Here is a 23765-nt window from a genome sequence, read left to right on the forward strand (position 1 = left end):
CGGGCCTCAGGGATGAATGATCAGGCGAGTCTGATAGGTGATGCGGGGCGCGATCCAATGCAGGTCAGGCCGCGACAGGGCAACGCAACCAGCGGTGGGCGCGCCCGGGCGGCGCCATTGGTGAACAAAGATCGCTGATCCGCGGCCCGGGTCGGCGTGGGGCCAGTTCCAGTCGGTGATCAGGATCAGGTCATACATCGGATCGGCCCGGCGCAGGCGTTCGTGGCTGAAACCATGCGGCGCGCGAACCATGAGGTTGTAATCTTCGTCCCTCGGATCATCCGACCACAGGTCGCAGGGGCCAATTGGCAGCGCCCAGTCGGCGGGGCGGGCCAGCCGGTCGGGCCGATACAGCATGCCGACGATCCGGTGGGTGCCTGCGGGGGTGGCCCCATCGCCTTCGCGCTTGGCCGCAGGAGCCACGACACCGCCACGGCCCAAGATGCAGGCAAAGCGCCGCCCCATGAACCGCAAGCCCATCCGAGAGACGACCAGATCTTCCGGCTTCACAAAAGATGCCCCGATTTCGAGGCCTTGGTTGCCAGATACCCCTCATTCTGGGCGGTATGGCCAACCTTCAGCGGCACCCGTTCGGTGACATGCAGGCCGCAGCCTTCCATCATCGCCAGTTTCCTGGGGTTGTTGGTCATAAGCCGAACCGCGGAAAAGCCCATCTTGCGCAGGATTTCCGCGCCGATGCGAAAATCACGTTCGTCATCTTCAAACCCAAGGCGGTGGTTGGCTTCCACGGTGTCAAAGCCCTGATCTTGCAGACTGTAGGCCCGCATCTTGTTGGCCAGTCCGATCCCCCGGCCCTCCTGATTGAGGTAAAGCAGCACCCCGGCCCCTTCTTCGCCCATCTGCTGAAGGGCCGCGCGCAGTTGCGGGCCACAGTCGCATTTCAGGCTGCCCAGAACATCGCCGGTGAAACAGGCCGAGTGCAGGCGGGCAAGGACGGGTTTGCTGCGGTCCGGGCGACCGATCTCGATCGCGTAATGTTCGTCGCCGCCATCATCGGGGCGGAAGATATGGACGCGACCCGCCTCGGACGCGACAAGCGGCACGCGGGCCGATACGACCTCGGCCAAGGGGGAAAGCGCGGCAAGGGCGGGGGTGATCTCCTCCAGCGTCAACAAGGTCAGGCTGCTTGTGCTGGCCAGCCGCAGCGCGTCCTTCACCGGCACGACCAGTGCCGCGGGCAGAAGATGCGCCGATTTCGCCAGCGCCAGCGCCGCGCGGTGCAGGTTCGCCGGGCCGTCGCGCAACGATTGCAGTGGCCCCTTCATCGGCAGACGCAGATCATCCGCCGGGTCCGCAACCGCCCGCAGCCAGTCAAGCCCCGCGTCGGCAGGAAGCGCGATACGGGCAAGGTCGCCATCATAGGCGCGGGCTTTCAGCGTTTCGGCCCGCCGCGCGGTGATGGCAAGGACGGGTGATCCAAGCGCGCGGAGGTCTTGCAGGCGGTCGCTGTCCAACGCCTCGACCGCAACGATCAGGGCCGCGCCGTCAGTGTCGGACAGAACCACAGGCACACCCATGCGCAGATCGCCCCGTACACGGGCAAGACGTTCAGAGATGGTCAGGGTCAGGCTCATGCCCTTCTCCTTACCCCCGGGGTGGCGAAATTGAAACATTCCCCCGTCAGCTGACACGACCGCGTGAGATTTCCGTCGCAAATCTTGCGTGACGCGTGAACTGCGCTCACTTCACGGCAGAGCAGCACTGGAGGCACTCATGGCCGGACTACGGAAGATCCTGTTGGTTGACGACGATGATGACCTGCGCGAAGCGCTGAGCGAGCAACTGGTCATGACCGAAGACTTTGACGTGTTCGAGGCCGGAACCGGTGCCGAAGGCATGGAAAAGACCAAGGCCGGGCTGTTCGATCTGGTGATCCTTGATGTGGGTCTGCCCGATACTGACGGACGCGAGCTGTGCCGCCGGATGCGCAAAAGCGGGGTGAAATGCCCGATCCTGATGCTGACCGGCCATGACACTGACAGCGACACCATTCTGGGGCTGGACGCGGGCGCCAATGACTATGTGACCAAGCCGTTCAAGTTCCCGGTCCTTCTGGCCCGCATCCGGGCGCAGTTGCGCACGCATGAACAGTCGGAAGACGCGATCTTCCAGATGGGGCCATATACCTTCAAGCCTGCCCAGAAGATGCTGATCGACGAAAAGGACAAGAAGATTCGTCTGACCGAAAAAGAGACCAACATCCTGAAATACCTCTACCGCGCCAGTCAGGGTGTGGTGGCGCGGGATGTCCTTCTGCACGAGGTCTGGGGCTACAACGCAGGCGTCACGACCCACACGCTTGAAACCCACATCTACCGTCTGCGCCAGAAGATCGAGCCTGATCCTTCGAACGCACGGATCCTTGTGACTGAAAGCGGCGGCTACCGTCTGGTTGCCTGACTGGCAGGCGGGCCGCATCAGGTGCCGGCGCAGCGCTTCGATCCCGGGTCGAAGCTTTCTGCGTCCCGCTGTTGCGCGAGTGCCACGGTTTTGTGCGGCTGCCATGCAACAGCCCAGAAATCTTGCGGATTGGGGCTTATTGTTGCCGGATTCGCTTGCTACGTTTTTCGCATGCACAGGTTGTGCAACGGGTTCCCCTTGTCGCGTCGGGGTCATGGCGCGGCATCCTCCCTGTTGGACCTGGCCGGGCTTCTTGCCCGGCCTCTTTTTTCAAGGTCGAGGGTCGGGTATCGGTCATTGCCGCCCCCTGATAGCTCTGCTACCCAAGCATGATGCGCTATGTCATCGGCCTTCTGACAATCTGCGTCTTCGTCGTGGGGATCGGGCTTCTTGGCCTGCGTCTTGCCGCCATGCTGCGCGAAATTGCCATTCTGCCTGACCGGATCCCCGAGGCAGGACGCATGGTCGAAACCGGGCTTGGCCGGATCTACATCGAGGAAAGCGGGCCAGAGGCTGGCCCCGTGGTGCTTTTGGTGCATGGGTCTGTCGGTTGGTCGCGGCTGTGGGGGCCGACGCAGGCGGCGCTGGCGGCCGAAGGTTACCGGGCCATTGCCTTTGACATGCCGCCGATGGGCTGGTCGTTCCGTGATCCGAAGGCTGATTACAGCCGCCAGACCCAGGCGCGCCGCCTTCTGGCGCTGGTCTCGGCGCTGGAGGTGAAGCCCGTCGTGGTGGCCCATTCCTTCGGCGCGGGGGCTGCGGCCGAAGCGGCGATGCTGGACCCGGTGGCCTTTGCCGGGCTGGTGGTCGTGTCGGGTGCCATCGGGCTGGACGGGCGCGAAGGCGGCGATCTGCCCTGGCCCCTTGGCAACCCGTTCATGCGGGAACTTGCCGTATCGGCCAGTGTGACGAACCCCTATGCCCTGGCCCCGCTGTTGCGGCTGTTTCTGCACCGCAAGGACGCCGCGACGCCCGAAGTCGTGGCCATGCTGTTGGAGCCGTCGCGGCGGCCCGGCACCACGGCGGCGATTGCCGACTGGCTGCCAAGCCTTCTGGTGCCGTCTGTTGGCGCGCTTTCCACGCAGCCGCCCGCGTGGGAGGCGCTGACCCTGCCGGTCGCCTTCCTGTGGGGTGATCGTGACACCACGACCCCGCTGGCACAGGGCGAACGGCTGGCCAGCCTGGCCGCAGCGCCGCTTTCCATTCTGGATGAGGTCGGCCATATTCCGCAGATCGAGGCGCCGGAGGCCTTCCACACCGCCCTGATCGCCGTCCTTGCCGCGCTGACCAACCCGCCGAACACCCCTTGAGAGTCACATGCCCTTTACCCTTGCCACTTGGAACATCAACTCGGTCCGCCTGCGTGAAGGGCTGGTCGCGCGCCTGATGGCCGAGGAAAGCCCGGACATCCTGTGTCTTCAGGAATGCAAAAGCCCCGTGGAGAACATTCCGCTTGGCCAGTTTCAGGCGCTTGGCTACCGCTACATCGTGGCGCGCGGGCAGAAGGGTTATAACGGTGTCGCGATCCTGTCGAAGCTGCCGCTGATGGACGCAGGCGACAAGGATTTCGCCCAGCTTGGCCACGCCCGCCACGTCGCGGCGCGGCTGGAAAACGGGGTGACGATCCACAACTGCTATGTCCCTGCCGGGGGTGACATTCCCGACCGCGAACAGAATGTGAAATTCGGCCAGAAGCTGGATTACCTGACCGAGATGCGCGACTTCTTCCGCTGGGAACGGCCTGACCGATCCATTCTTGTCGGCGACCTGAACATCGCCCCTCGGGAAGATGATGTCTGGAACCACAAGGCGCTTTTGAAGATCGTGAGCCACACGCCGATCGAGGTGGAACATTTCGGCGCGGTGATGGAGGCGGGCGGCTGGCAGGACGTGACCCGCGCCCATATCCCCGATGGCCGGCTTTACAGCTGGTGGAGCTACCGCGCCGCCGACTGGGACGGGGCCGACAAGGGCCGTCGGCTGGATCACATCTGGGCCACGCCCGACATCATGGGCGCGTCGCACGAAAGCCGCATCCTGCGCCCGGTGCGCGGCTGGGAACAACCCAGCGACCATGTGCCGGTGTTCGCGACGTTTGATCTTTGAGCAGTCGATTTTCTTCGAAGGAACGTGGCTACTGACCCGCTGCCAGCGCCCTTAGCACGGCCTTGGCGCTGTCGCTGTCCCATTCGGCGTCGCCGATCAGCCGGGCGACTTCCTGGCCTTCAGTGTTCAGGATCACCGTGACCGGCAGCCCCATGACCCCCATCGCGCGGGCCAGTTCCGACTTTGGGTCGCGCAGGATGGGCAGGTTCTTGATCTCGGCTTCGGCAAAGAAGCGTTCAATCCCCGGAACGGCGTTGCGGCCTGTTGCGACCGGGACCACGGCAATCTCGGGCATTGCGGCTTGCAGCCGGTCAAGCGACGGCATCTCGTGGCGGCAGGGCGCGCACCAGGTGGCCCAGAAGTTCAGCACCACCCATTTCCCGCGATATTCCACCAGCGACCGGGGCGCATCAGCGGCATCGACCAGCCCGACCTCTGGCACCTGGGCGGGGGACATGTGGATGGCCAGCTTCTTCATGTCGCCGTCGCGCAAAGCGGCCACATCTGCGGCAACCGCGTTTGCACCAAGCCCGTTTGCACCAAGAAGGAAGGCCGTGTAGAGGACGACCACAAGTTTCCGCACGATATTCCCTCCGAAGGCCAGCCACCATGACCGAACGCCCTGACACCAATTCCGCCAACCAGATGTGGGGCGGGCGTTTTGCCGCTGGGCCGGACGCGATCATGCAGGCGATCAACGCCTCGATCGGGTTCGACAAGCGGCTTTACGCGCAGGATATCGCAGGCAGCCGGGCCCATGCCGCCATGTTGGCCGCCACGGGTATCCTGAGCAATAAGGACGCCGAGGCGATCGGGGAAGGGCTTCTCACGGTCTTGTCAGAGATTGAAACCGGAAAGTTCCCGTTCCGGGTCGAGCTTGAGGACATTCACCTGAACATCGAATCCCGCCTGACCGAGATTGTCGGTGATGCAGGCAAGCGGCTTCATACCGGCCGCAGCCGGAATGATCAGGTGGCAGTGGATTTCCGGCTTTGGGTCCGGGACCAGTGCGATCAGGCGATTGCGGGGCTAACCGGGTTGATGCAGGCGTTTCTGGCCCAAGCCGAGGCGGGTGCGGATTGGGTGATGCCGGGCTTCACCCATCTGCAAACCGCCCAGCCGGTGACATGGGGCCACCACATGTTGGCCTATGTCGAGATGTTCGCCCGTGACCGATCGCGCTTTGAAGACGCGCGGCGGCGGATGAACGAATGTCCGCTTGGCGCGGCCGCGCTGGCGGGGACCAGCTTTCCCATCGACCGGCACATGACGGCGCAGGCGCTGGGCTTTGACCGGCCCACGGCCAACAGCCTTGATTCGGTTTCCGACCGCGACTTCGCGCTGGAGTTCCTTGCCGCCTCCAGTATCTGCGCCATGCACCTGTCGCGCTTTGCCGAAGAGCTGGTGATCTGGTCTTCAGCACAATTCCGCTTTGTGCGGCTGTCCGACAAATGGACCACCGGCAGCAGCATCATGCCGCAGAAGAAGAACCCGGACGCGGCCGAATTGCTGCGCGCCAAGCTGGGGCGGATTCTGGGGGCGACGGTGGCCCTGTTCACCATCATGAAGGGCCTTGCACTGACCTATTCCAAGGACATGCAGGAAGACAAGGAGCAGGTCTTCGACGCCGCCGACAGCCTGATGCTGGGCCTTGCCGCGATGACCGGCATGGTCGGTGACATGACCGCCAACCGCGAGGTACTGGCCACCGCTGCCGCAAGCGGGTTTTCCACCGCCACCGATCTTGCCGACTGGCTGGTGCGTGAACTGGGCCTGCCCTTCCGTGAGGCGCATCATGTCACCGGCACGCTGGTCGCGATGGCCGAAGCCAAGGGCGTCGATCTGCCGGACCTGACGCTGGACCAGATGCAGACCGTGCATGCCGGGATCCGTGCGGATGTGTTTGCGGTGCTGGGGGTGGAAAACTCGGTCCGCAGCCGCACCTCTTACGGTGGGACCGCGCCTGATCAGGTGCGCGCGCAGATTGCGCTGTGGGCCGAACGTCTGCCCTGACCGGTTAGCCGCAAAGGATATGCCGTGCGCCCCGAAACTCTACGGCGAAGAATTTCGGGCCATCTCGGCAAGCCAGATGCGGTTTGCCGTACCTTGCCCGGAACGGATGTGGATGCCACAGTCCTTTTCCACTCCTTGCCCCAGAGGTTGCCGATGCCCTGTCTGACCCTGCCCTTGATCCTTGCCCTGTCGGCCAGCCTTGCCCTTGCCGGATGCGGCGCGGACGGCATGCCGGAGCAACCCGCCCCAAAGCCGGGCATCGCGGTTTCAGGCGAGGCGCAGATCGGCGTCGTGTTCAAGTGACCCCGCTGCGGCTGGCCTACCTTGCCCTTGCGATCTGGGGCGCGGTGCATCCGATGTATTGGTTTGTCACCTACATGCGCGAAACCGGGACTGGGCTTGGGGGGTTGATTGACGCGTGGTATGTCAACGCCTCGACCACCGGGCTGACATGGGATCTGACGATTGCGGCCATCGCGTTGACGGTCTGGGTGCTGGCCGAATCCATCTCGCGCCGGGCCTGGTGGCATCTGGTGGCGATCCCGGCCACCTACTGCATCGGCGTCAGCTGCGGTTTGCCGCTCTATCTGTTCCTGCGGTCGCGCCCCAAGGGGTGAATTGCGAAGCCCGCCGCGTCTGCTATACGCGGCAAGGGTATATGGGGCGGAGCAATGGACCATTTTCTTTACAAGAGCGGCACCCTGCACGCCGAGGATGTGGCGATCAGCGATATCGCGGCCTCGGTTGGCACGCCGTTCTACGTCTATTCCACCGCCACGCTGACCCGCCACTATCACCTGTTTTCCGAGGCGCTCAGCCCGCTGCCGCATCTGGTCTGCTTCGCGATCAAGTCGCTGTCCAATGTCGCGGTGCTGAAGGTGCTGGGCAATCTGGGTGCCGGGATGGATGTGGTTTCCGCCGGCGAATACCTGCGCGCCAAGGCGGCGGGGGTGCCGGGTGACCGGATCGTGTTTTCCGGTGTCGGCAAGACGCGCGAGGAAATGCGCCTGGCCCTGACCGGAGGCATCCGTCAGTTCAACGTGGAATCAGAGCCCGAGATGCGGGCGCTGTCCGAAGTGGCGGTCAGCCTTGGCGTCACCGCGCCCATCACCATCCGCGTCAACCCGGACGTGGACGCGAAGACCCATGAAAAGATCGCGACGGGCAAGAAGGAAAACAAGTTCGGCATCCCCATCGCCCGCGCGTCCGAGGTTTATGCCGAAGCTGCCCGCCTGCCGGGGCTTCAGGTCATCGGGATCGATGTCCACATCGGCAGCCAGTTGACGGAACTTGAACCGTTCGAACAGGCCTACCTCAAGGTTGCCGACCTGACCCGCCGTTTGCGGTCCGAGGGCCATACGATCACCCGGCTTGATCTGGGCGGCGGGCTTGGCATCCCCTATGCCCGGTCGAATGAAGCCCCGCCCCTGCCCACCGACTACGGTGCGCTGATCAAGCGCACGGTCGGCGATCTGGGTTGCGAGATCGAGATCGAACCGGGCCGCCTGATCAGTGGGAACGCGGGCATCCTTGTCTCCAAGGTCATCTACATAAAGAACGGCGAAGGCCGCGATTTCCTGATCCTCGACGCCGCGATGAACGACCTTGTCCGCCCGTCGATGTATGGCGCGCATCATGACATCATCCCGGTGGCTGAACCCCCGGTGGCAGCCCCCACGCAGGAATTCGACGTGGTTGGCCCGGTTTGCGAAACTGGCGACACTTTCGCCAAGGGCCGCGATCTGCCCTTGGTGGCCGAGGGCGATCTGGTCGCCTTCCGCAGCGCCGGGGCTTATGGCGCGGTGATGGCGTCGGAATACAACACCCGGCCCCTGATCCCCGAAGTTCTGGTCAGCGGGGATCACTTCGCCGTCATTCGGGCCAGACCAACCTTTGACGAAATCCTCAACCGCGATACCATACCCGAGTGGCTGTGACGCGCCGTCCGGTCCCAAGGCAGGTTACATGACCGGAAAATCGCAAGAGCCGCCGCTGAAATCGCTCGTCTGGCCGATGCGCCTGACGCTGGTCGGGCTTTGGGCCGAACGGCTGGCCCGGGCGTTCTGGCCGTTGTGGTCGTTGCTTCTGGCTGTGCTTGCGGCTCTGGCCTTCGGGTTGCAGGATCTTGGGCCGCTGCACTGGGCGCAGATCGGGGGCGGGGTGGCGTTGCTGCTGGCCTTGGGTCTGCTGGCGCTTGGGCTGCGACAGTTTCGCAAGCCGACGCTGGCCGATGCGATGGTGCGGCTTGATTCCACGATGCCGGGCCGTCCGATTGCCGCCCTTCTGGATACGCAGGCGATTGGCAGAAATGATCCCGCCTCGCTGGCGGTGTGGGAGGCGCACAAGGCCCGGATGGCCGCCCGCGCTGCCGCCGCCAAGCCGGTAACGCCCGACCTGCGGCTGTCATCGCGTGACCCGTTCAGCCTGCGCTATGTCGCGCTGACGGCCTTTGTCATGGCGCTGATCTTCGGGTCATTCTGGCGCGTCGCTTCGGTTTCCGGCCTTGCGCCGGGGGCTGCGGTGGCGATGCCGGGCGGACCAAGCTGGGAAGGCTGGGCGCAGCCGCCCGCCTATACCGGCAAGCCGTCGCTTTACCTGAACGACATCACCGCCGAAGGATTGGAACTGCCCACAGGCACCCGGCTGCAGATCAGGCTTTATGGCACCGAGGGCAGCCTTGCCGTTGCACAGACCGTGGCCGATGCCCCACCTCCGCCCACCGCCCCGCTGGTTACGGCCGAGCCGACTCCGGCTGCCGCTGCGCCTGATGGCATGGCAGGTGTGCATGACCTGACGGTCACCCGGTCTGGCCGCTTGGCGATCGAAGGCCCGGGCGGCCGGGAGTGGGAGATTACCGCGCTGCCGGACGGGCTGCCGACGATAGCCGTTTCGGGCGACATGGGCCGCGAGGCGGACGGGCGCTTTCGCCAAGGCTACAGTGCGACGGATGATTACGGCGTTGTGGCGGGCCGGGTGACGATCTCGCTTGATCTGGCCAAGGTTGACCGCCGCCACGGTCTTGGCCCCGATCCCGAACCGGTGGAGCCGGTTGTCCTTGACCTGCCGATGCCGCTGTCAGGCAAGCGGACCGACATCACCGAGACGCTGATTGACGATCTTTCAAAGCATGTCTTTGCCAACCTGCCGGTGACCATGGTCTTTGCCGCCGTTGATGCGGCCGGGCAGGAAGGCCTGTCTGACCCCTACTCGGTCACACTGCATGGCAAGCGATTCTTTGACCCGCTGGCCGCCGCCCTGATCGAGATGCGGCGCGATATCCTGTGGAACCGGATCAACGCCCCCCGCGCGGTGGAAATCCTGAAGGCCGTAACGCACCGGCCCGAAGGCTTCATCCGCCACGACCGCGCCTTCCTGCGCCTTCGTGTGCTGATGCGTGACATGGAGGCACAGCAAGCCAGCCTGAAGGTCGAAGACCGTGACCGGATTGCCGAAGAACTGTGGACCATCGCGCTGATGGTGGAAGAGGGCAATCTGCAATCCGCACTTGAACGGCTGCAACGCGCGCAGGACCGTCTGGCCGAGGCGATCAAGAACGGCGCCTCGCCCGAAGAAATCGAGCAGTTGATGCGCGAAATGCAGCAGGCGCTGAACGAATACACCCGCGAACTGGCCCAGGAGGCGCAGCGCAATCCCGGTGACAGCCAGCAGCAGGAAGGCATGGAGGGCATGCAGATGTCCGCCAACCAGTTGCAGGAGATGCTGGATGAACTTCAGCGCCTGATGGAAGAAGGCCGCACCGCCGAAGCCGCCGAACTGATGGAACGCCTGCGCGAGTTCATGGAGAACATGCAGGTGGTGCAGGGTCAGGGCGGGCAGGGCCAAGGCTCTCCCGGACAGCAGGGCATGCAGGAACTGGGCGAAACACTGCGCGACCAGCAGCAACTGTCCGACGACGCCTACCGCGACATGCAGCGCGGCGAGGGTGGTCAGCAACCGGGACAGCAGGACGGGCAGGACGGGCAGAACGGCGACGAGCGTGAGGGCGAAGGTCAAGGCGGGCAGGGGTCACTGACCGACCGGCAACGCGACCTTCGCGAACGGCTTGATGATCTGCAACGCGGCGATCTGCCGGGCAACGGCACCGAACAGGGCGAAGAGGGCCGCCGCAACCTTGACCGCGCAGGCCGCGCGATGGAAGACGCGGAACGGGCGCTGCGCCAGGGCGATCTGGACGGCGCGCTTGACCGTCAAGCCGAGGCGATGGAAGCCATGCGTGACGGGCTGCGCGATTTTGGCGAGGCGCTGGCGCAGGAACAGCGCCAGAACCGCGAAGCCAATGGTGGCGACCGTGACGTTGGCAGCGCCGATCCGAACGGGCGTGATCCCTTGGGCCGCCGACCAGGCGACAGCGCGCGCATCGGGTCGGATGAAAACATGGTGCAGAATGACCCCAACGCCCGCGCTCAGGAACTGCTGGATGAAATCCGCCGCAGGTCAGGTGATCTGACCCGCCCGGGCGAGGAGCTGGATTATCTCAAGCGCCTTCTGGAATTGTTCTGAGACCGTGACTGCCGTCCGGCTTCGGGCAATAGGCAGAGCAGGCCGTTGGCGTTGGCACGGGTTGCGGCCAATACCCATCTGCGTGACAGTCTGACCGGCATGGCCATAGCAGACACCCCTTTGCCCCCCGGACGGCTGATCGTGCTGGATCTTGCCCGCAGCCTCGCGCTGGTCGGTATGGTGGTGTTTCACTTTACCTTCGATCTGGCGCTGTTCGGCTTTGTCCCGGTTGACACGATCTATCAGCCGTTCTGGTATTACTTTGCCCGGATGGTGGCCGGCAGTTTCCTGTTTCTTTCTGGGGTCAGCCTTTGGCTTGCGCATGGGCAGGGTATCCGCTGGATGGCGTTCTGGTGGCGTTTTGCCAAGATCGCCACCGCCGCCGCCTTGGTGACGCTGGCAAGTTTCTGGCTGGTTCCGGGCGGGCCGATCCACTTTGGCATCCTGCATGCGCTGGCAGTCTCGGGCCTGATTGCGCTGGCATTTCTGCGCCTGCCCGGGCTGGTCACACTTGCGGTCGCGGCAGGGGTCTTCGCGCTGGGCTGGGCGGACCCAAGCCCGATGTTTGACGGGTTGGCGCTGGTCTGGCTGGGGCTTGCGGAAAACCGCCCCTTGATGGGGGATTATGTGCCGCTTGTCCCATGGCTTGCGCCTTGCCTGGCGGGGTTGGCCTTGGCCAAGCTTGTCGGGCTGCACCACTGGCAAGGCCAGACGCCCACCCGTCTGTGGCGCATCATGGCATTTCCCGGCCAGCACAGTCTGGTGATCTATCTGATCCACCAGCCAATCCTTTTCGGGCTTTTCAACGCCTTCGTCTGGGCGACCCGGGGCTAAGCCCGCTTCCCCTTGCCCGCCCTTTGCGCTAATCCCTGCGGCGCACCGCTACGGGAACCTGCAAGATGAAATTCACTCTGTCCTGGCTGAAAGATCACCTCGACACCAAGGCCACCGTCGAAGCCCTCGCCGAGGCGCTGACCGATCTGGGGCTGGAGGTCGAAGGCGTGGAAGACCCCGCCGCCCAACTAGGGGCCTTTCGGATCTGCCGGGTGATCGAAGCGGTCCAGCACCCCAACGCCGACCGTCTGCGCCTGTGCCGGGTTGAGACCTACCCCGATGGCCCCGGTGGCCGGACGGAAGAGGTGCAGGTTGTCTGCGGTGCGCCAAACGCCCGCACCGGGCTTGTCGGGGTGTTTGCCCCGGTCGGCACCCATGTTCCCGGCACCGGGGTGGACCTGAAGCCCGGCAATATCCGGGGCGTGGATTCCAACGGGATGCTGTGTTCCGAACGCGAGCTGATGCTGTCGGACAATCATGACGGCATCATCGATTTGCCCGCAGACGCGCCGCTTGGGGCGCGGTTCATCGACTGGAAGGGGTTGAACGACCCCGTGATCGAGATCAAGGTCACCCCGAACCGCCCCGACGCCCTTGGTATCCACGGCATCGCCCGTGATCTTGCCGCGCGCGGTCTTGGGGTGTTGACGCCGGTCCAGGTCACTCCGGTTCCGGGCCGCTTTGCCTCACCGATTTCGGTGAAGATCGACCCGGCGCTGGTGGCGAAGGGATGCCCGCATTTTGCTGGCCGTCTGATCCGTGGCGTGAAGAACGGCCCCTCGCCCGACTGGCTGGCCGCACGGCTGAAGGGAATCGGCCTGCGCCCGATCTCGGCCCTGGTGGATATCACCAACTACTTCACCTTCGGGCTGAACCGCCCGCTGCATGTCTTTGACGCGGCCAAGGTGCAGGGCGATCTTGTGATCCGTCCGGCCAGGGCGGGTGAGACGCTTCTGGCGCTGGACGGCAAGACTTACAGCCTTGGCGAAGGCCAGATGGTCATCGCCGATGATCATGGGCCGGAATCGCTGGCCGGGATCATGGGCGGCGAAGCTTCGGGCTGCACGCCGGAGACGACCGATGTATTCCTTGAAAGCGCATGGTGGGATCCGATCACCATTGCCGCCACGGGCCGCGCGCTGAAGATCAACTCGGACGCGCGCTATCGGTTTGAGCGCGGCGTTGATCCGGCCTTCACCCTGCCGGGCCTTGAACTGGCCACGCAGATGATCCTTGATCTGTGCGGCGGCGAGCCGGGTGAGGTGGTGCAGGACGGCGCACCGATCGACACGACCCGCGCCTACCGGCTGAACCCGGCCCGCGTGATCAGCCTTGTCGGGATGGACATCCCCGAGGCAACCCAGCGCGCCACGCTGGCGGCGCTGGGCTTCACGCTTGACGGCGATATGGCGACCCCGCCCTCATGGCGTCCCGACGTTCTGGGCGAGGCGGATCTGATCGAAGAAGTCGCCCGGATCGCCAGCCTGACCAAGCTGCAGGGCGCCCCGATGGCCCGCCGCCTGCCGGGGGTGCCAAAGCCGATCCTTACGCCGGTGCAGGTGCGCGAACGCACCACGCGGCGGACACTGGCGGCGCTGGGCTACAATGAATGTGTGACCTACAGCTTCATTGACGGGAAAGCGGCGGCGCTGTTTGGCGGCGGGGCGGATGTGGTGCGGGTCGATAACCCGATCTCGTCGGAAATGACCCATCTGCGGCCTGACCTCTTGCCCGGCCTTCTTGCGGCAGCAGCCCGCAATCAGGCGCGCGGCTTCATGGACCTTGCCTTTTTTGAGGTTGGCCCCGCCTTCCACGGCGGCGAGCCGGGCGAACAGCATCTGCAAGCGGCTGGCCTTCTGATCGGGGCCGCCGCCCCGCGTGACCCGCACGGGTCGCGCCGGATGGTCGATGTGTTCGACGCCAAGGCCGATGCCGAGGCGGTGCTGGCCGCCCTTGGCGCGCCTGCCCGCACCCAGATCAGCCGCAAGGCCGCCGCTTGGTGGCATCCCGGCCGGTCCGGGGTGATCGGGCTTGGGTCGAATGTGATGGCCACCTTTGGTGAAGTTCACCCCCGCATCCTTCAGGCGATGGATGTGAAAGGCCCGGCGGTGGCCTTCACCGTTCTGGTCGCCAATGTCCCCGCGCCCAAGGTGAAGACGCCCACCCGGCCCGCGCTGGCAATCTCTGATCTTCAAGCCGTGGACCGGGATTTCGCCTTCGTCGTGGATGCCCGCGTCGAGGCGCTGACCGCCGTGAATGCAGCGCTTGGTGCCGACAAGGCGCTGATCGAAAGCGTTCGCGTCTTTGACCAGTTCACGGGCGACAAGGCCGAGGCGCAAATGGGCGCAGGCAAGAAGTCCATCGCACTGACCGTGCGCCTGCAACCCACCGCCGCCACCCTGACCGAGGTCGAGATCGAGGCCGTCAGCGCGAGGATCGTCGAGAAGGTGACCAAGGCTACCGGCGGCACTTTGCGGGGCTGATCAGACGGACCGCCCCGGCTTCAGGCCGGGGCTTCCGCTCGCTTGCCCTACTTCTTCGCCCGCCAGGTGTTGATCCAGGCCCGGGTCCGCCCGAAGAAACCACGGGCTTCTTTCTTCGCGGTCTCGGCCCGCGCCTCGACCGAATCCCACGCCTCGCCCGCATCGGCCAGCGCCGGATCAATCATCCGTTCGCGGAATTGCAGCCACATCTTGCGCAGCAGAAACGCCAGAAGCAGCAGCGCCACGAAGAAGAAGATGTTGAACCACGGAATGATCCTTTCATCCGGCCCGTCGGCCAGACGGATGCCCACCGCATTTGGGAAGACCGAGATCAGTTCATTGCGCCAACCATAATGTGTTACGACGGCCCATTTCGGCGTCTCTGCGGTGGATTTCAGGTCATCCGCCTCGGTCTGCAGGCTGGCAGTATCGAACTTGAAATAGGGCGGCCAGCCCCAGCCCGTATCCTCGTTCCTGTAGACCATCGGCCTGCCGTTGGTCTGGATCGTCTGGATGAACTGCACATCACGGTTGACCAGCGTGCTGGACTGGTCGTCAGGCGAAGACCAGAATATCCGCGTCCAGTCGTTCAGATCCTGACGCTCCTGATAGGTGCCGACGACCCGCACCACGTCATGTTGCGGCAGCGTATAGTGCAGGAATGACCCAATGGTCAGGATCAGCGTCGTCCAGAAAGCCCATTTCACATAGCGCATCGCGGCCTCATGCGTAATTCACCAGATATAGGAGTGCCGCGATCCCGATGAAAGGCAGCACGAAGATGATGAGCAGCAGCCGGTTGCGCAAGCTGCCCTCATAGGCTTCCATGCCCTTTTCGATGAAGGCATCGCGCGCGTCGGCATCGCCGTCTTCGGGCGGGGCGGCATCCCATTCCTTCTCCAGCGCCTCGCGTCGCAGCGACCGCGCGTAGATGCGCAGCACGAAATAGGCCACACCCCCCACCACGGCCCAGGCCAGGATGGCCCGAAGAAACCCGATCATCGCCGCCCTCCACGTTCATCCCGGGGACGCTGGACCTGCCCCCATGGCCCGGCCACCCCTTTCAGCGGGCGCGCCGATTTCGGCCCCTCGGTCATCTGCGGCCGGTGCAATTCGTCCATCCCCGGTTCCGGCCCGAACAGCGCCGTCCGCGCGCCCTCTCTGTCCACTTGATACTCCCGCGCCAGGAAATCGGCGACATGAGTTTTCTTGCTCTCGCTCCACGTCGCATATTGCGCGTAAAACAGTTCCTTGTGGACGATAAACATCTGCCGCACGTCCATCGGGGCCAGTTCCGACAACAGCATGTTCACCAGATCACGGTTCGGCCCGGCCTTGCCCCGCAGGGTGTAGAAATACGCCGGATGTTCGCTGTTGATCTTCGGCCACGGCCCCCCGGCCTCCACCCAGCGCAGCAGGGCCGCCAGCCCAAGGAATTCCTCCGGCAGGGATGACCCCAGCCGATAGGCCACCTTGCGCAACTCTGTCCGCCGCGCGTCGCCCACCTCGATCCCCAATCGGTCCGCCGCATCGATCAGGATGAAATCCATCTTCTGCCGCAGCACCGCCGCCGCATCCATCCCCCGCGCCTGCACGATGGGCTCGGCCAGCTGGTTGCGTTCCAGCCAGTCGGCGATCTGGTTTCTATGCGTCAGGTCCATCACCTGCGGCATCGGCACCTCGCCCAGACTGCGCCAGTCGAGGCTTGAAATCGCCGCCGGAAACCGCACGTCGCGAAAGATGTAGACCCCGCCGAAATGGCTGGTCCAGAAGTTCTGCTGCTCAAACGTCATCGCCGGCAATGCAATCGGCACCCGCGTCACGTCGCCGGTCTTTTTCGCCAGCCCGATCATCTCGGCCACCAGCACATCATCGCGCCAGCCGTCGGGCTCCTGCCGGAACCGGTCAATCAGCTTGGCCAGCCGCCCGGCATCCGCCACATGCCCGCCGATCGTATCCGCCTCGACCGTCACCTGCCGGATATCGAAAAGCTTCGCGGGAGTGTCCACCGAATAGACCGAGTTCTGCAACTCCCCCGCCACCGCATCCCGCGCGGTCAGGGCAAACAACTGCGCCTCGTTGGTCTCGATGAACTGGGTCAGGATACCGCGCGAGGTGGAGAACTTGATGTTCAGCAAAGGCGCATCCTTCTGCGCGGTGGTCAGCAAGATGAACTGCCGGTTCGCCCCGTTGGGGTTGAGGTAGAGGTCGTCGTTGAATTCGTCGCCGATTTCCGGCGAATAGCCGGACAGGTCGATGTGGAAATCGTCGAGCTTCGTGGTCTTGCCGGTAAGATGCTTGAGCGCCCGGTTGTAGCGCTCGACAAGGGCCGGAGAGGAGACCTCGATCAGGTTCCCGAACATCAGACCGCGTTGGATGAGGCGTTTCATTGTGCCAGCCCGCGCATCAGGTCACCTAACGCATTGCGGATCTTACCGAAGAATATGCGCAACTCTCTGTCATCGAAGAGATCCCCAAAAGGAAACCGGTTCTCCTTGATAAGATAATTTGAAGCGAGGTCCCGAGTGGCATCTGAACTGTCCAGATCACTCACATCCTTGTGGTCGGAAATGGCGCGGTCCAACTTCGTTAAGAAGTAGCCATCCAACGGTTCTAATTGCTCCCGCTGAGTGCCGAAGACTAGAGCGACTTTGTGAAGCGATGCGTCGACCCGGAGTTCCGCATAAAGCAATTGTCGTCGGAAAGACCTTAGTCTTCTTTCCTCACGGAGGAATTTCTCCTCGCCATTTGGAGCTTGCCCGGCTTCCAAATCCTCGCTGTTCAGGAGCGGATAGATATTGCTTCGAAGCAGTGCTTCTAGCTCAGAAGCTCGATCCAGCACCTCAAAGCAAGCCTGAATAAGGCTCCCGACGCGGACGCCGTTGGGCGAAGTGTCGACTCCCTTGCGGCCGAAGATCATCACCCCCTCCCATCCAGATACCGCCGCTTCGCCTCTTCCTGCCGCCCGAAGTCCCGCACCATCCCCTCAATCGCCACCTCGTCCGACTTGTCGGCATAGCGGAACTCCGAATCCGCGTAGCGGTTGATCTCCTGGATCACCATGTCCACCGTGATCGGCGTCATCAGCCCGCGGATCATCGCCAGCTTCTCGTCATAGGGCTTGAAGAGGAACAGGTCCGGCTCCTCCATCCACTCGTCCGGGAGTTCAAAGTCCATCGCGCGGACCTTCACCGCATCGGTGATGTTCTTGATCGCCCGGCCCGTGAACCGCTCGTCCGCCATCTGGATCGCCTTGAGGTAGGCCCCCATCTTCGCCAGCGTGTCGAGCTTGCCGATCTCGCCTTGGACCTTGTCCCAGACCTTCAGCAAGCCTTCCTCATGTGGCTTCGAATGGCCCTCGAAGCTGGCGGCGACAGCCTTCTTGATCTCCTGCGCCGCGAACAACTCATGATCGCCCACCGGGATTGCATGGTTCTTGCCCATCAACAGCGAGAGGATATCAATGTAATCCTCCCGCGTTTGCGGCCCGTCGACCAGAAACCGCGCCCCGGCCCTTTGCCGCAACGCGTCGTCCACGTTCTCCGGGTAGTTGGAGAACATCCCGAAGGTGCAGTTCCCCCGCACCACCGTCCCCGCCCCGGCGAAGGCCTGCATGAAGACCGCAGTCACCTCCTGCTGGCCCGCCGAGGACTGCCGATCCCCCCGCTTGCCCGCCACCTGGTCGATGTCGTCGATGGTCCCGAAGCCGATGACTGACGGGTCCAAGACCGCGTCGATAAACGCCTTGGCGTTCTGCCCCGACTTGCCCTGATAGCTGTCGATCTGGTCGATGCTGAAGTTCTGATAGCGGAACGGATAGCCCGCCACCTTGCAGTAATCGTTCAGAAGTCCCGCCATCATCTGAATCAGCGTGGTCTTCCCCGTCCCGGGCTTGCCATCCCCCATGAAGGTGAAGATGAACCCGCCAAGCTCCGCAAACGGGTTCAGGCGGCGTTCAAAGTCATAGGCCATCAGCATCTTCGACAGACGCAAGGACTGATACTTGGCGATGTGGTTGCCCACCACCTCATGTGGTTTCTTGAAGGCCATGGCGATCACGCCACCCTTCGCGGCTTTGGCTGGTTTGAAGCCGGACAGGGTCAGCCCATCCGCCTCCACCTTCCATGACCCGGAGGTAAAAACCGACGTCCGCGCGCCATTCTCCGCCCGGATCTGCACCTTCTTCATCAGGGCCTCGGCAAAGGCCGACACCACCGCCACCAGCTTCACGTCATCCGTCGCCAGCGCGCCGATGTCCTGATCCAGCTCCCACAAGGCCCCCTGCAAGGCCAGGGGAGCGTTGTCGGTCAGCACCTCCTCCACCTCGCCGAGTTCAACGGTCGTCGAGCCGACATGAGGTGCGATCAGATAGGCCAGCGCGTTCCCAAAGGTGAAGAGAACCACCAGGGCTTCACCCGCAAGCAACTCGCCGAACTCCGCGCGCCGGGGCTCCGGCACCCGGCCCTCAAGGTTCGCCCGCTTCAACTCCGCCAGCCCCGACCGGGCCGAGAAGGTCTCGCCCATCGCCAGCGCAATCGCCAGCGACCGGCGCAAGGCGTTCAGACAAGCCGCCTGCACCGGAGTAACCAGCCCGTCGCCCAAACCCTCGACGCGTTCCGCGAGCCGCACCCCACCGGGCCGCGCCGTGGAGCGGGTCGCCATTCCGGCCACGGTGGACCGGAACCGCGGCCGTGTGCCGATGCCCGGCGACCGCTCTGCCGCCGCAGGGGCCTCCACCAGAGGCTTCGCCAGACGCGGCGCGTGATCAAAGCCCAGAACCATCCCCAGCGCCGCCTCATACTGCGCCCGGATCAAGTCTTCCTTCAGTTCCATCGTGTCGCGTGTCGTCATCTATCCTCCAGCCGCTCGCCCGGCCCATACCTTCGCCTCCGGCGGGAGTATTTGGAAAAAGAGCAAGACAGCTGACTCCTTGTAATTGCTCTTTTCTCAAATACTCCGGGGGTCCGGGGGCTGGCCCCCGGCCCTTGCCGCATGTCAAACGGTCGGAATCAATCGCCCTCCGGCACCGACCACGAATTTGCGCAGTCCACGCAGGCTTTTCGGATCCTGTTCCACCAGCACCTGATACGGCCGCTCGGGCAGGACAATCATCCGGTCCTGCCGCGTCGCTCCCAACTCCGCCCCGGCCACCGGGTCAAGCTTGTAGACCTGCCGGACCGAGGATGAGAACCAGCCGTCCTTCACCGCTTCCTCGCGGTCGGTGACCAGATCCTCGACTGTCCAGACCAAGGCCCAGTCCTGGCCCTCGGGCGAATTGGCCCCTTCCAGGACTTTGGAAATAGGCCCGGATTGCAGAGTGAAGCTGGCCGAATACATCGGGCCAAGCGTGATCCGCCGCAGCCGTTTGGGATGAAGGTCAGCAAAGTCCTTGTCGAACCCGTTTGCGATGGTGAGCAGTTTCAGCCCGCCAAGCGCCTGAGCCATCAGCGCGGCCTGCACCTGCGGCCAGCGGTAGGCATCATTCGGCAGCGGTTTTCGGCCGCTGTCTTCAAGGTCCATCAGATAGACCACTGGCAGGTTTGCTTGCGTATCCCAGACCGCCCAATGCACCAGATAGTGCCGGCGCTCCCCAAGGTTTTGCAGCCATTGTGCGTCAGGGTCATTCCGCGCCCAGAAGATCCCGCCTGCCGCCAGCGCCTCATAGTAGTAGCGCTGGCTGAGCGCGAATTGCAGCGCGGTCGGGATCGTCAGATCCCCCACAATCTGCCGGACCATCCGGTCTTTCAACTCTGTCTCTGACGGCATCCCGGCCAGATGCCGCGCGGCCTGCTGGGCATCCACGGCCATGACCATCAACTCTTGCGCGACGGGAAAGCCGCTTTCATGCCGGTCGATGGTCAACCTTGGCGCGGCTTCGCCGCGGCCCGTCATCAGGTATTTGTGCGACAAGGCGCGGAACGTCCCCGCCACGGCCTTGAGGTAACCCCCCAATAGCCGCGCCTCGGTCCGCGTCAGCCGACCCTCGCTCTCCAGCTCTGCCGCCACCCGGCCCAGATTGCCGGAGATCCGGTCGAACTTGGCGAAGTAACGCCGCGCGACGAGCGTGTCGTAAAGCTCGGCGTGGTCAGACGTCAGCCGATCCTTGACCTCGTCTTCCACTCAGCCACCGTAGGCGTTCTTGTCGTGCTTTTCGACAATGGCGGCAAAGCGGCGGGCAAAGCGTTCGTCGGCCTTGGCCTTCTGTTCAAGGATCTGGCGGGCAAAGACCATGTGGTCTTCATGGCGCTCCAGCATGTCGGCCATCTTGGCATTGGTCGCCGCCCCGATCGCGGCCATGGCGGTCTGCGCCTCCTGGTCGGTCTGGACGCCAATCTCGTTGATCCGGTGCGCCACATCCTGCTGTTGGGCGGTCTTGAGGCTTGAGGTCAGCGCATCGTAAAGGACCACCCGCTGCTTGGTGTCCGTTTGCAGCTTGTTGATCAGCACCAGTTGCGTCGCCGCCTGGTTCTGCAAGCTGTCGACCCAGGTCTTGCCCTTCTCGATATAGCGCTCCAGCGTTTGCGACTTGGCCAGCTTCACCTGCTCGTCCTGCACCAGCGCATTATAGCGGGCATTCAGCGTCGCAAGCTCGGTTTCAAGTTTGGTCCGCGCTGCCGCGTCCTGTTCCACCGCGATCCTGTTCTCCAACTCGATGATCTTCGGGTCCAGCGCCGCGACCTCGGCCCGCACGGCTTCCAGCGCGCCTACCGTATCTTCCCGGTCGCTCAAGGTCGATGCAAGGTTGCCCTCCACCCGCGTCTTCTGGGTGTTCAAGAGATCCAGCTGCCCCTGCAGCAGCCTGACGATCACGTCGGACTTTGAAATCAGATCCTGCAACTTGTCGTCGACCGAAGCCGCGCGCATCCGCTCCTGGCGCATCGATTCCGCTTTGGCGCTGGAGAAGATGCCGATGAAGCTTTCCATCCCGGTCTTTGATCGCATCTCACTGAATTCCCGAGAGAATCCGGCGGTGACATCATCAAGCCCCATGATAAGCTCGGCAATATTGGCGTTCATAAGGTCGGTGTGTTTGTGAACGTCGTCCAGAGTCGCGTTCTCAACGTCGAGAGTGATCCCCTCGTCCAGCCTGGAACGGGCCGCTTCGATCCGGCTGGTGATGGCACTGATCTTCGCCTGCGCTTCAGCAACCTGCGCCTGACTTTCCTTGATCTGCGTTTCGAAATCGGCCATTCCGCCCTCCGTTGAATACCGCCTGCATCACATAGTGATGTAACGGTGGATTACATCAATCTACCCCAGGATTTTTCGCACCCGGCCATCGGCACAAGTCTTGCCGCAACTGAGCCCGCTCGCCAAGTCCTGAATACCCGCGCCCAGGGCCAGTTGCGGGATCCCGATCGAGCAGCCGCGCATGCGCGCGCGGCTGCGAAGGCCTGTCTCGCCTCTGGCCGTTCCGGCCAACCGGCTCGGGCGGGCCTCCGGCGGAAGTATTTTTGAAAAGAGCAGATGCCTTTGCGCTTTTTGCAAATACTCCGGGGAGCTCGAGGGGCTGGCCCCTCGTCAACCGAGAAGGAGCGGCACGCGACGACGAGAGGAACGACTTGCGCGGACCGCGTGCGATTTCAGACGGGGATGTTTCAGACGGGGATGTTGTCGATCAGGCGTACGCCGTCGATCCAGGCCGCGGCCAGCATCCGGCGCGGGCGTCGTGGGTCGTCCGATGGCATCAGAGTCTCGGCGTCGCGCAACTCGATGTATTCCACCCGCTCGAAGCCCGCCTTGCGCATGGTCTCGGCGGCTTCGCGAATGGCCATGCGGTCGGCGTGACCAGAGCGGATATCCGTGGCTGCGGCGGTGATGGCTGCATAAAGGACCGGAGCCTTGGCGCGGCCCGCTGCGGTCAGGCGAATGTTGCGCGATGACATGGCAAGTCCGTCAGCCTCGCGGATCGTCTCGCAGCCCACCACCTCGACCGGCACGTTCAGATCCCGCACCAACCGCAGCACGACCTGCAACTGCTGCCAGTCTTTCTGGCCGAAATAGCCACGGTCGGCCAAGGACATTCCAAAGAGCTTGGTCACCACTGTTGCCACGCCGTCAAAGTGGCCGGGCCGCATGTGGCCTTCCAGCGGCTGCGCCACTCCGGCCATAGAGACGGTGGTGATGAAGCCATCCGGGTAGACCTGATCCACCGGGGGGGCGAAAATGACGTCGACCGGCACTGTCGCAAGCAGGCGTGCGTCTGCGTCTTCGCTGCGGGGGTATTTCTTCAGGTCATCGGGGTTGTTGAACTGCTTTGGGTTCACGAAGATCGTGGTGATCACCCGGTCACATTCCTTGCGCGCCCTGCGGGCGAGGGACAGATGCCCCTCGTGCAACGCGCCCATTGTCGGCACCACGCCGATGGTTTCGCCCTTGGCCTTCCATCCGCGCGCCAGGGCGCGGAGGTCGGCCACCGTCCGCAAGATTGGGGTCATGGGCTGTCCTTGCCCGGCAGGACATCGGGGAAGGCATGTTCCGCCGCCGGGAACGCTCCGTTGCGCACGTCGGCGGCATAGGCGGCAATCGCCTCATCCGCGGTCTTGCCCAGTTCAGCATAGCGTTTGACGAATTTCGGGCGGAAATCGGTGAACAGGCCCAGCATGTCATCGACCACGAGCACCTGACCGTCACAATCCTTGCCGGCACCGATCCCGATGGTGGGGATCGTCAGGGCGCGGGTGATATTGCCGGCAAGGCCCATCGGCACCTTTTCCAGCACGACCGAGAACGCCCCGGCAGCTTCGACCGCGCGGGCGTCGGCCATGACTTTGTCGGCATCCTTGTCGCGGCCCACCACCTTGTAGCCGCCCAGCGTATTGACAGCCTGCGGAGTCAGGCCGACATGCGCCATCACCGGCACGCCGCGCGCCGTAAGGAAGGCGATCGTTTCGGCCATATGCAGCCCACCTTCCAGCTTGACCGCAGGCGCGCCGGTTTCGGCCATCAGGCGGCTGGCATTGCGGAAGGCTTGGGCCGGACTTTCCTCATAGCTGCCGAAGGGCATGTCGATCACCGGCATCGCCTTTTCGGCACCCCGGACAACCGCCCGGCCATGCAGGATCATCATCTCCATCGTCACGCCAAGAGTCGAGGGCAGGCCGTGGATCACCATCCCGACGGAATCCCCCACCAGCACCACGTCGCAATGCGCGTCGACCAGTCGGGCGACTGGGGTGGAGTAGGCGGTCAGGACAACCAGCGGAGTCGTCCCCTTGCGGGCGCGGATGTCGGGCGGCAGCACCGGGCGGACGGGGGAAGTCGCACTCATCAGCGGTCTCCGGAGGCGGTTCGCGGTTTGCCTGACATATGGGCATAAGCAACCTGTCACCGCAACAAGATTGCGCCGCAGCGCAGCGTCGGGCGCGTTGGGGGGCTTGACGCTGA

The 23765-nt window shown here is 63.9% G+C and carries 22 protein-coding genes; 10 read left to right on the plus strand and 12 right to left on the minus strand.

Features of this window, described 5'->3' with window-relative positions; all coding sequences use genetic code 11:
• Positions 1-6: 6 nt before the first annotated feature.
• Together QUV21_RS11490 and ribA are read right to left on the minus strand one after the other, a co-directional pair.
• Positions 7-510, minus strand: a complete 504-nt coding sequence (locus QUV21_RS11490; protein ID WP_300855067.1) for a L,D-transpeptidase family protein — start codon at positions 508-510, stop codon at positions 7-9.
• Positions 507-1595 (minus strand): GTP cyclohydrolase II, encoded by a 1089-nt coding sequence (gene ribA / locus QUV21_RS11495; RefSeq protein ID WP_300855068.1) that lies wholly within the window; start codon positions 1593-1595, stop codon positions 507-509. Before ribA ends, QUV21_RS11490 begins: the two co-directional genes overlap by 4 nt.
• 139 nt (positions 1596-1734) lie before the next feature.
• On the opposite strand from ribA, the gene QUV21_RS11500 reads away from it, so the two are divergent.
• The 3 genes from QUV21_RS11500 to QUV21_RS11510 all read left to right on the plus strand — a co-directional run bounded on the left by QUV21_RS11500 (position 1735) and on the right by QUV21_RS11510 (position 4527).
• A complete protein-coding gene (locus tag QUV21_RS11500; protein ID WP_300855069.1) occupies positions 1735-2421 on the plus strand; it encodes a response regulator transcription factor in 687 nt (228 codons plus the stop codon).
• Between the two features lie 329 nt (positions 2422-2750).
• Complete coding sequence (locus QUV21_RS11505) at positions 2751-3731, plus strand: alpha/beta hydrolase (protein WP_300855071.1); 981 nt, start codon at positions 2751-2753, stop codon at positions 3729-3731.
• Positions 3732-3738: 7 nt separating this feature from the next.
• Positions 3739-4527, plus strand: coding sequence for an exodeoxyribonuclease III (locus QUV21_RS11510; protein WP_300855073.1), 789 nt, complete (start codon positions 3739-3741; stop codon positions 4525-4527).
• Between the two features lie 28 nt (positions 4528-4555).
• Here QUV21_RS11510 and QUV21_RS11515 read toward each other — a convergent pair whose 3' ends face one another.
• The gene (locus QUV21_RS11515; protein WP_300855303.1) at positions 4556-5113 is read right to left on the minus strand and encodes a TlpA disulfide reductase family protein; all 558 of its coding nucleotides are present in this window, start codon (positions 5111-5113) and stop codon (positions 4556-4558) included.
• 23 nt (positions 5114-5136) lie between these two features.
• Here QUV21_RS11515 and argH point away from each other — a divergent pair, with 23 nt between their 5' ends.
• The 7 genes from argH (at position 5137) to pheT (ending at position 14378) form a co-directional block, all read left to right on the plus strand.
• Positions 5137-6540 (plus strand): argininosuccinate lyase, encoded by a 1404-nt coding sequence (argH, locus tag QUV21_RS11520; protein ID WP_300855074.1) that lies wholly within the window; start codon positions 5137-5139, stop codon positions 6538-6540.
• A gap of 153 nt (positions 6541-6693) precedes the next feature.
• Positions 6694-6843, plus strand: coding sequence for a hypothetical protein (locus QUV21_RS11525; RefSeq protein ID WP_300855075.1), 150 nt, complete (start codon positions 6694-6696; stop codon positions 6841-6843).
• Complete coding sequence (locus tag QUV21_RS11530; protein ID WP_300855076.1) at positions 6840-7157, plus strand: DUF2834 domain-containing protein; 318 nt, start codon at positions 6840-6842, stop codon at positions 7155-7157. The genes QUV21_RS11525 and QUV21_RS11530 overlap by 4 nt, the downstream gene beginning before the upstream one ends.
• 54 nt (positions 7158-7211) lie before the next feature.
• Positions 7212-8477, plus strand: coding sequence for a diaminopimelate decarboxylase (gene lysA / locus QUV21_RS11535; RefSeq protein WP_300855077.1), 1266 nt, complete (start codon positions 7212-7214; stop codon positions 8475-8477).
• Positions 8478-8505: 28 nt separating this feature from the next.
• A complete protein-coding gene (locus QUV21_RS11540; RefSeq protein WP_300855078.1) occupies positions 8506-11061 on the plus strand; it encodes a TIGR02302 family protein in 2556 nt (851 codons plus the stop codon).
• Positions 11062-11112: 51 nt separating this feature from the next.
• Complete coding sequence (locus QUV21_RS11545) at positions 11113-11895, plus strand: heparan-alpha-glucosaminide N-acetyltransferase (protein WP_300855080.1); 783 nt, start codon at positions 11113-11115, stop codon at positions 11893-11895.
• Positions 11896-11960: 65 nt separating this feature from the next.
• The gene (pheT, locus tag QUV21_RS11550; protein ID WP_300855082.1) at positions 11961-14378 is read left to right on the plus strand and encodes a phenylalanine--tRNA ligase subunit beta; all 2418 of its coding nucleotides are present in this window, start codon (positions 11961-11963) and stop codon (positions 14376-14378) included.
• 47 nt (positions 14379-14425) lie between these two features.
• Here the strand turns inward: pheT and QUV21_RS11555 are convergent, their stop codons facing one another.
• The 9 genes from QUV21_RS11555 to panB all read right to left on the minus strand — a co-directional run bounded on the left by QUV21_RS11555 (position 14426) and on the right by panB (position 23649).
• The gene (locus tag QUV21_RS11555; RefSeq protein WP_300855085.1) at positions 14426-15094 is read right to left on the minus strand and encodes a DUF1523 family protein; all 669 of its coding nucleotides are present in this window, start codon (positions 15092-15094) and stop codon (positions 14426-14428) included.
• A gap of 7 nt (positions 15095-15101) precedes the next feature.
• Positions 15102-15380 carry a hypothetical protein gene (locus tag QUV21_RS11560; RefSeq protein WP_300855087.1) on the minus strand — a complete coding sequence of 93 codons (279 nt, stop codon included), beginning with the start codon at positions 15378-15380 and terminating at the stop codon, positions 15102-15104.
• Positions 15377-16768, minus strand: a complete 1392-nt coding sequence (locus QUV21_RS11565) for a DUF6638 family protein (protein WP_300855089.1) — start codon at positions 16766-16768, stop codon at positions 15377-15379. Before QUV21_RS11565 ends, QUV21_RS11560 begins: the two co-directional genes overlap by 4 nt.
• A complete protein-coding gene (locus QUV21_RS11570; protein WP_300855091.1) occupies positions 16765-17298 on the minus strand; it encodes a hypothetical protein in 534 nt (177 codons plus the stop codon). The genes QUV21_RS11565 and QUV21_RS11570 overlap by 4 nt, the downstream gene beginning before the upstream one ends.
• Entirely contained in the window at positions 17298-19229 is a 1932-nt protein-coding gene (locus tag QUV21_RS11575; RefSeq protein WP_300855093.1) for an ATP-binding protein, read from the minus strand. The genes QUV21_RS11570 and QUV21_RS11575 overlap by 1 nt, the downstream gene beginning before the upstream one ends.
• Before the next feature lie 144 nt (positions 19230-19373).
• The gene (locus tag QUV21_RS11580) at positions 19374-20498 is read right to left on the minus strand and encodes a hypothetical protein (RefSeq protein WP_300855094.1); all 1125 of its coding nucleotides are present in this window, start codon (positions 20496-20498) and stop codon (positions 19374-19376) included.
• The gene (locus tag QUV21_RS11585) at positions 20499-21569 is read right to left on the minus strand and encodes a hypothetical protein (RefSeq protein ID WP_300855095.1); all 1071 of its coding nucleotides are present in this window, start codon (positions 21567-21569) and stop codon (positions 20499-20501) included. It abuts the gene before it with no gap.
• 407 nt (positions 21570-21976) lie between these two features.
• On the minus strand, positions 21977-22816 hold the full coding sequence (gene panC / locus QUV21_RS11590) for a pantoate--beta-alanine ligase (protein WP_300855096.1): 840 nt from the start codon (positions 22814-22816) through the stop codon (positions 21977-21979).
• Positions 22813-23649, minus strand: a complete 837-nt coding sequence (panB, locus tag QUV21_RS11595; RefSeq protein WP_300855098.1) for a 3-methyl-2-oxobutanoate hydroxymethyltransferase — start codon at positions 23647-23649, stop codon at positions 22813-22815. The genes panC and panB overlap by 4 nt, the downstream gene beginning before the upstream one ends.
• Positions 23650-23765: the final 116 nt, after the last annotated feature.

This window comes from Tabrizicola sp., assembly GCF_030373185.1.
Classification (GTDB): domain Bacteria; phylum Pseudomonadota; class Alphaproteobacteria; order Rhodobacterales; family Rhodobacteraceae; genus Tabrizicola.

Excerpts from the sequence above, each read along its gene's own strand:
- QUV21_RS11505 (WP_300855071.1), top strand. The coding sequence starts at position 2,751 with ATGATGCGCTATGTCATCGGCCTTCTGACAATCTGCGTCTTCGTCGTG.
- QUV21_RS11555 (WP_300855085.1), bottom strand. The coding sequence starts at position 15,094 with ATGCGCTATGTGAAATGGGCTTTCTGGACGACGCTGATCCTGACCATT.
- QUV21_RS11525 (WP_300855075.1), top strand. The coding sequence starts at position 6,694 with ATGCCCTGTCTGACCCTGCCCTTGATCCTTGCCCTGTCGGCCAGCCTT.
- QUV21_RS11575 (WP_300855093.1), bottom strand. The coding sequence starts at position 19,229 with ATGACGACACGCGACACGATGGAACTGAAGGAAGACTTGATCCGGGCG.
- lysA (WP_300855077.1), top strand. The coding sequence starts at position 7,212 with ATGGACCATTTTCTTTACAAGAGCGGCACCCTGCACGCCGAGGATGTG.
- QUV21_RS11510 (WP_300855073.1), top strand. The coding sequence starts at position 3,739 with ATGCCCTTTACCCTTGCCACTTGGAACATCAACTCGGTCCGCCTGCGT.
- QUV21_RS11565 (WP_300855089.1), bottom strand. The coding sequence starts at position 16,768 with ATGAAACGCCTCATCCAACGCGGTCTGATGTTCGGGAACCTGATCGAG.
- QUV21_RS11560 (WP_300855087.1), bottom strand. The coding sequence starts at position 15,380 with ATGATCGGGTTTCTTCGGGCCATCCTGGCCTGGGCCGTGGTGGGGGGT.
- panB (WP_300855098.1), bottom strand. The coding sequence starts at position 23,649 with ATGAGTGCGACTTCCCCCGTCCGCCCGGTGCTGCCGCCCGACATCCGC.
- QUV21_RS11500 (WP_300855069.1), top strand. The coding sequence starts at position 1,735 with ATGGCCGGACTACGGAAGATCCTGTTGGTTGACGACGATGATGACCTG.
- panC (WP_300855096.1), bottom strand. The coding sequence starts at position 22,816 with ATGACCCCAATCTTGCGGACGGTGGCCGACCTCCGCGCCCTGGCGCGC.
- QUV21_RS11540 (WP_300855078.1), top strand. The coding sequence starts at position 8,506 with ATGACCGGAAAATCGCAAGAGCCGCCGCTGAAATCGCTCGTCTGGCCG.
- QUV21_RS11570 (WP_300855091.1), bottom strand. The coding sequence starts at position 17,298 with ATGATCTTCGGCCGCAAGGGAGTCGACACTTCGCCCAACGGCGTCCGC.
- pheT (WP_300855082.1), top strand. The coding sequence starts at position 11,961 with ATGAAATTCACTCTGTCCTGGCTGAAAGATCACCTCGACACCAAGGCC.
- ribA (WP_300855068.1), bottom strand. The coding sequence starts at position 1,595 with ATGAGCCTGACCCTGACCATCTCTGAACGTCTTGCCCGTGTACGGGGC.
- QUV21_RS11585 (WP_300855095.1), bottom strand. The coding sequence starts at position 21,569 with ATGGCCGATTTCGAAACGCAGATCAAGGAAAGTCAGGCGCAGGTTGCT.
- argH (WP_300855074.1), top strand. The coding sequence starts at position 5,137 with ATGACCGAACGCCCTGACACCAATTCCGCCAACCAGATGTGGGGCGGG.